The organism is Streptomyces sp. NPDC059224 (assembly GCF_042754285.1).
In the GTDB taxonomy this organism is placed as follows: Bacteria; Actinomycetota; Actinomycetes; order Streptomycetales; family Streptomycetaceae; genus Streptomyces.
In genome coordinates this window covers 251,035-257,554 of record NZ_JBHZAN010000007.1, presented here as the reverse complement: position 1 = coordinate 257,554, position 6,520 = coordinate 251,035, and the positions used below count along the sequence as shown (strand labels likewise).

Sequence of the window (6,520 nt, the reverse complement as noted above, 5' to 3'; positions counted from 1 at the left end):
TTTTACCGGCCCCCCCCGGATTTCTCACCTGCGTTTGTCTGCGGCTGCGTCTGTTTTGTATACCCCCACGGGTATAGTGCGCGCTGCCCGCCCTCTGACAGACCGTCAGCGCAGAGCGCTGACCGGCCGGCCGAGGGGCCGGCCGTGGAGCCGGCCCGCGGGGCGGGCCGGAGGCCGGCGGGTGGTTCGGCCTCGAATTCGGTTCCTCTTTCCGGGGGTTGGGGTCAGAGATTGGCTGGCTAGGTGGGAGGGGGTCCCTCGTGGTCCTGGCGGGCCTTTTCTGTGGTTTCTCGACGGGTTTTCAGGTTGTCCCGGTGGCGTTTCTCTGCGGGTGGCCCTGATTTCTCGTGCGGTCTGATCATTCTAAGGGCTCGGGGCCCCTAAATTCAAGTTGTGGGGCGGGAATTGACGGGGTTTCCGTTTCTCCGGCCCCGGGGGTTATTCCGGTCCGGCCGGGCGTTCCCTGTGCGGCTCTGACGGCAGCCTACAGGGGTGTTGGCAGTCGGGGAAGGGGATAGCGGGGGGCGAGGCTCCAGGGGGCCGTGTGCGGCGATCCGGGGCGTGCGTGAAGATGGCGTTAGATTCGCGTTCCGGGAACTGGCGGGTTGTTAGATTCGGTGGACCGGTGGTGTTAGATCCGGGGCCGCTCCAATCGTCATGCGTGGGGCGGGCGTTAGATTCGCGGCTTGGGTCGGTGGGTGTTTCCCGGTGGCGTTAGATTCGCGTCCGGGGGTTTGTGGGGGGTGTTAGATCCGGGGTTGCGCGGGGGCGGGGTCGGGTGGCTCCGGTGGATTCGGGGGTGGGTCGGCGGTGCGGGCTCGGATGCGGGTACGGGTGGTCGCCGGGGGTGGGGTGGTGGGTGAGGTTCCTGGTTGGGGGCGAGTTTGGTTGAGCGTGTGGGGGTGATCCCGTTCTGGTGTTGCGTATTCATGATTCGGTGTGTACTGTAGTTATCACGAGGTCGGGGGAACGAAGAACCGGCCGAGAATCCACACCACCTGACCCTGTTGGAGGGGATCTTCATGTCCGGCACCCAGACGCTCACCACCCAGAACGGCACCTACTCGTACTCGGTCTCCGAGGGCGAGAACGGCGAGACGATCTACGACCTGTCCCGTGTCTTCCAGGACGGTGCGCTGCCGGTCGGCGCGATCGTGATCCACCCGGACTACAACCCGTTCCCGGAGGTCCCGGGGCTGCTGAACGTCCAGTTCGGCAAGGGCGGCGCGGACCGCGACGAGCGCACGGACGTCCCGATGCTGGGCGAGGAGCTGGAGGCCGCGTTCATCATCGGTCACCAGCTGGTCAACCCGGCCGACCTGGACGTCGACCCGGAGGCCGAGGAGAAGGACAGCGCGCCGAAGGTGCGGTTCCTCCGGGGCTACCTCCGGGCGGCGGCGACCGAGGTCAAGTCGCCCTCGACCGAGGCCAGCAAGGCGACGTTCCTGGCCGTACAGGACCTCGTGACCGAGCTGGTCAAGATCTACCGGGCCGACAAGAACACCGCGAAGCGCGAGGCGAAGTACGCCAAGCTCCTCGACGCGCAGCGCGCGGAGGTCCTGGCGCCGCAGATCAAGGAGGTCGACGACCTGATCAAGGCCCTCGAACTCAAGAAGGCCCGGCTGGTCGAGAAGCTCAACGGCCACAAGGCCGCCTGAACCACCCGACCAGGGCCCGGCGGCCCTCCAACCCCCACCAGCCACGATCGGACCCTCGCGTCTCCCGGCCCTTGGCCCGGGGCACCGAGGCAGACGGCCCTCGTTCCCGTACGGGCTGGGTGCCGGAACGCGCCGCATCTTGCCCGGGATGCCGGGCACCACCCCAAGGGTGTTGCGCATTCCTGTTTCAATGTGTATTGTTGTACTTGCGCGGCCAGGGAGCGAATCACCGGCCAAGAGGCCGCCCGGCCAGCAAGGCTGCGGCCTCGTCGAGGAAGGCGACCCGACCGAGGTCACCGGCTGGATCTCCATGGAACAGCAGCGCACACGGGCCTTCCCCAGAAGGTCTTCCGCGCATACCCACACCACTCCGACGATCGTGAGAGTTCCGGTTGTTTTATCTGATGAAGTGCCCCTGTTGCGGCCGCCCGACGATGTTTCACGAACTTGAACGACACACCGCTCCAAGCCTGTTGATTGACCCCGAGACGGGCCTGCCGCCCGGCGTCTCGCCCGACGGGCACCGTGTAACCCCGTCGCCGGAGGCCACAGTCAGATCCCGTCGGCGGCCCCTGTGCCGGTCGTGTCTCGATGACGTAGAGAGCGGCGGCGAGGTGACCTTCTCCGTACGCCTGAAGGGCGAGCAGACCGCGATGGCCATCGCATCCGAAATGCCCCTCCTTGACGACGAGGGCCGGGTCATGGCCGTCCGCTGCCCGGCCGCCGGGTGCGGTGCGGTTGTCGATCTGATCAACGGCCGACTGGATCGCCACTTCGTGCGCGGCCAGGAGTGCCGGACGTCAGGCGTGCCGGTGATGGTCGGTGAGGGCTGATGGCCATCTACCGTCCCGGCGAGGTCAACTGCGGCCACTCCAACGAACCGACTGGGGGATCCCGGCTGACGACTGGGCCGGAGAAGCCCGTACCGAAGACGGCGACTACGTCGCCTCCGTCGACCCCTGTGTGCGCTGTGAGGTTCACACCTACGGCACCCAAGCCGCTGTCCCGACGACTGCCCCGACTGCCCCGAGAACAACGCCACCTAAGGCATCGGGGCAAACAGATGCGCAGTTGATCTCAACATCACCACCCCCGTCCCGGGAACCGGGACGAAGCAGCGTCCCGCGAGGCGTCACAAAATGAAGAACGGTCGGACCGGCTCCGTGGGGAACAAGATCCTTCCGGGCCGGTACAGCGATGAGAGGGAAAAGGGGCCCTGACTCCGCCGTATGGTTCGCCGCGCCGAGACGCGCAGCTGACGGCGTGAGGCATCGCGGTTGCAACCCGCCCTCAACCAGGTCATCGACGTAACACCGGACGGCTGAAGAGCCGCCCACACCAAACGCCGACAGGATCCGCTCCCCCGCAGGTGCGAGGGCGCCGGCCCGAGGGCACGAAGCCCCTCTACTGCACCGCTGCCGACAACGCCCGCGGTCCTGCCCCTATTCATCCGCGCCCGCCGTGGCGCTCGATCGTAGGAAGAATCGTGTCTGCTGATCTGCAGCTCCGCATCCATTCGATTCCCGCTGGCGAGGTCGTCGCGCTTCTCGACCTCATGCGGGAGCACAAACTGCGCGACGAGTATGACCGTGGTCCCTCCGAGACCCTCACGCTGGGACAGGTCTACCGTGCCCGGGACGCCGCACTGGGCCTCTGCGAGGAGGTCGCCGCGCGGCTGGAGGAGGACGTCCCGAACGCCGTGTTCGAGCTGTGGCAGGACCCTCACTGGAGCGCCGACGGGCACTACCACGCGTACGCCCCCGACTTCGGGCACTTCGAGGCTGGTTGCGATGCCGAGGGCGTTCCGCATGTCGGCGTGCACGAGCTCATCCAGCGGCTCAGCAGCAGCCTGGAAGCGACAGTCGGCGACTGGATGGCGGGTGCGGGTGCCGACCTGCTCGGCGTCGCCGTGCTCGCCGTGGTGGGCCAGTGCCGGGCCCAGCAGTCGTCAGCCTCCTGATCCGGGCAGGCTCCTCCCTCTTCTCACTCCGTCGGGGCCGGCTGGCCCGTCATGCGCGCTGAGGCGCAGCGTCGCTACTCCGCGATCGCCTCGGCGGCGACGCACGCCCTCGGCCAGGTCCTCGTCGGCTCCCCACCCACGATTCACTGGAGAACTGATCATGGCGGACATCCGCATGCGCTTCCTCGGGCACCCCTGGGAGCGATCCACCGTCTCTACCGACGCCGGAGGCCGGGAAGAGCTGTTCATCGCTCTTTTCCTCAGGGCGATGGAGACCGTCCCCGAACTGCTCGCTTTGCCCGGTGACCTGGAGGCGTTCACCGTGCGCTGGGACGGCGAGGAGGTGTCGATCTTTCACCCGGATGTGGAGCAGGCCATCTTCCGCGCCCAGCCCGACCCCGAGGGCTCTGCGCAGGGGGGCGCTCCGGTCGGGACGCGGCCGCCCGACCTGTGGCGCGAGGAGCGCGGCCACGGCTTCTACCCGGCTCCGGAGGTGCTGGCCGAGATCCCGGCTCTGTGGGCAACGGTCCTGGAGCCGCATGAGCACAGGGTGGTCCGCCTCCGGTACTACTCCGCCGAGGGTGAGTGGTACGTCGTCGAGGTCGACGACGCGAGTGGCCGGGCCTACGGGTGGTCGTGCCTGGGGGGTGACCTGTCGCAGGGCGGCTGGGGCCTGATCGATCTCCCGGCTCTGGAGTCATTCCGTCCGGACGGTGACCCGTCCCAGCTGGTCGTCCGCGATCTCGATTTCACACCCGATGCCGCGGCCAATGTCTTGCCGAAGGGCCGCCCTCACGATTCTTGCGGAGATGAGGAGTGCCCGGTGTGTCCGCCCGACTTCATGGCGGCGTACGTTGCTCGGCTGCGGGCCGTGATCGCGGAGCACGGGTTCGCTATCCAGCCGGTACTTGGTGATGAGGGTTCTGCCGCCTATTGCTACACCATCGGTCTGCACGAGTCTCTGGGGCAGGAGTTCGTGATGACCGGCCTGGACGTCCGGGTGATGCAGGGCGTACTCCATTCCGTCGTCGAGCGGTTCGCCGAATCGTCTGGTCCGGTTTCCGGTGAGGTGCTGAACGGGCTTCTTGCGGACGGATTCCAACTGCTCATGCGCCCCGTGGAGTCCTTGGAGCCCTTCGCGATGCTGCGTGCGGTGTACGGCCAGGAGATTGCCGTGCCGTACTGGCAGGCCGTGTGGCCCGATAGTGACGGCGTCTTTCCGACTGACGCTTCCTGCTCGGTTTCTCCTGGAACCCAGCCACTTCTTTAGCCCTATTTCGGGTTTGCGACTCTTTATGTTCTAGGAGATTCTTCTATGCGCCAGCCTGGACCATTGAATGCTATTGACGAGCTGCGGCTCTTCCTGGACTTCGCCGTTCCGCTATGCGGCGCTGACATCGCGTACAAGCTCAGGCAATGGGGCCATTCGCGCGAGCAGGCCAAGGCCTGGCTACGTGGCGAGGCCGAGCGCGCTGGTGGCAGCCTGGGCGAGAACGGTGACGTACTGCAGTTCAGCGATGGTCGTCCTCGGTCGGGACGCGCGCAGAACCGTGTGGTCCGGACCGCGAGCGAACTGGCGCGCGGCGTGGCCGCGGCGGCGCTGCTCGCCCAACTGGAGGGGAAGAGAGGTGTCGAGGCCTTCGGTGGCTTCTACGGTGCCACCGCCAAGCCCGGCGAGGCCGACACGGAGCACGTCCAGGACGGCGAGGACGGTGCCGCCGGTGTCGCCGCTCGCGGAACCGGTCCTGTACGGAAGCCGGCGGCGTGAATGCCTTGCGGCAGTCTCCTCGCCGTGCTCGTCCTCGGTACCTCGTCCCGGCCGGTGAGTCGAGCTGGTGGAGATCGGGCAGGGGCTCTCGGCGCACCCGTTAGGCTCGCTGTGGCCCGTGCCGGAATGGAGAGTGCGGGACAGGCCCCGGTCCCCGTGACGGGACGCAGTACGGCCGGGGCCGCCACTCCCGCCGGTTGATCACGGGCGGCTCAGTCCAGGCGGGAGAAGTCGAGGTTTACCAGGATCTCCTTCACGTCGACGTTCTCGTCGCGGCAGAAGCCCCGAAGCTCGTCCCACATTTCGGGGACGCCCTCCAGAGCGCCACCGAGCAGGGAAAGCTGTCCGCGGTCCTCGTCGTACTCCTCGGCGTGGAGGTAGACCATCTCCGCCTTCTGGAGCTCGCGTACGACGCTGAGCAGCGTCGTACGGTCCGCCGAGAAACGCCTCAGCACCAGCTCGAAGTCCGTGGTCTGCTCGTGCACGACGAGGGCGAGCACCTGTCGGGCCATCCGCGTGAGGCCGCCGACACGCCCCGCGAAGCGGTTGACCAGCTCGAGGAAGTCCTGTTCGTCCTCCGGGTCCTGGTTGGCATCCTCCCAGGCGAAGAAGCGGCGGATGGTGGTGGCGGGCTGGACCAGGGAGCCGTTGACCGTGTCGCGGAACTCGGCCTCGATGTCGTCGAGCGTGTACCGGTACTTGGCCTCGTGCTTCTGTTTGACTGCCCGCAGGTACTCGACGGTGTAGTCGTGCCGGGTGACGCTGCTGTCGATCAGGTCGTGGTGCACCCCGCACAGCAGCATCAGGTTGTCGAAGTCCCGCAGCTGTTCGACGTCCTTGCCGTCCCATGCCTCGTGCCGGGCGCTGCCGGACTCGGCGCCGATGATGTGGGCGATCTTACCGACCCAGGCGCCTTCATCTGTGACCAGCCGCGTTGAGCAGTGTGGGTCGCCCCAGGCGCATTCGTTGCCGGAGAACGCCCACAGTCGGCGCGCGACGCCGGACACCGGCTCCTTGCGGTTCTTGTCGGAGCCGTTCGTCCGCTTGGCCACAGCCCGCCCTTCCTTCGCCCTGACGACAACGCGCAGCGTAGTCCAGCGGGTTGAGGTGCGGCGGGCGTGCTGGTTGTCCGGC

At 67.3% G+C, this 6,520-nt stretch carries 6 protein-coding genes; 5 read left to right on the top strand and 1 reads right to left on the bottom strand.

What is annotated here, in order from left to right; genetic code table 11:
- Positions 1-1,022 precede the first annotated feature (1,022 nt).
- The 5 genes from ACFXI4_RS10130 to ACFXI4_RS10110 all read left to right on the top strand — a co-directional run bounded on the left by ACFXI4_RS10130 (position 1,023) and on the right by ACFXI4_RS10110 (position 5,386).
- Positions 1,023-1,658 carry a hypothetical protein gene (locus ACFXI4_RS10130; RefSeq protein WP_384989230.1) on the top strand — a complete coding sequence of 212 codons (636 nt, stop codon included), beginning with the start codon at positions 1,023-1,025 and terminating at the stop codon, positions 1,656-1,658.
- Positions 1,659-2,272: 614 nt separating this feature from the next.
- Positions 2,273-2,491 (top strand): hypothetical protein, encoded by a 219-nt coding sequence (locus ACFXI4_RS10125; RefSeq protein WP_234332406.1) that lies wholly within the window; start codon positions 2,273-2,275, stop codon positions 2,489-2,491.
- Between the two features lie 653 nt (positions 2,492-3,144).
- Entirely contained in the window at positions 3,145-3,618 is a 474-nt protein-coding gene (locus ACFXI4_RS10120; protein WP_384989228.1) for a hypothetical protein, read from the top strand.
- Positions 3,619-3,778: 160 nt separating this feature from the next.
- Positions 3,779-4,888, top strand: a complete 1,110-nt coding sequence (locus tag ACFXI4_RS10115) for a DUF4262 domain-containing protein (RefSeq protein ID WP_384989226.1) — start codon at positions 3,779-3,781, stop codon at positions 4,886-4,888.
- Positions 4,889-4,933: 45 nt separating this feature from the next.
- Positions 4,934-5,386: a hypothetical protein gene (locus ACFXI4_RS10110; protein WP_384989225.1), complete on the top strand. Its 453-nt coding sequence runs from the start codon at positions 4,934-4,936 to the stop codon at positions 5,384-5,386.
- Positions 5,387-5,598: 212 nt separating this feature from the next.
- On the opposite strand, the gene ACFXI4_RS10105 is transcribed toward ACFXI4_RS10110, so the two are convergent.
- Entirely contained in the window at positions 5,599-6,438 is an 840-nt protein-coding gene (locus ACFXI4_RS10105; protein WP_384989223.1) for an HNH endonuclease, read from the bottom strand.
- Positions 6,439-6,520 lie beyond the last annotated feature (82 nt).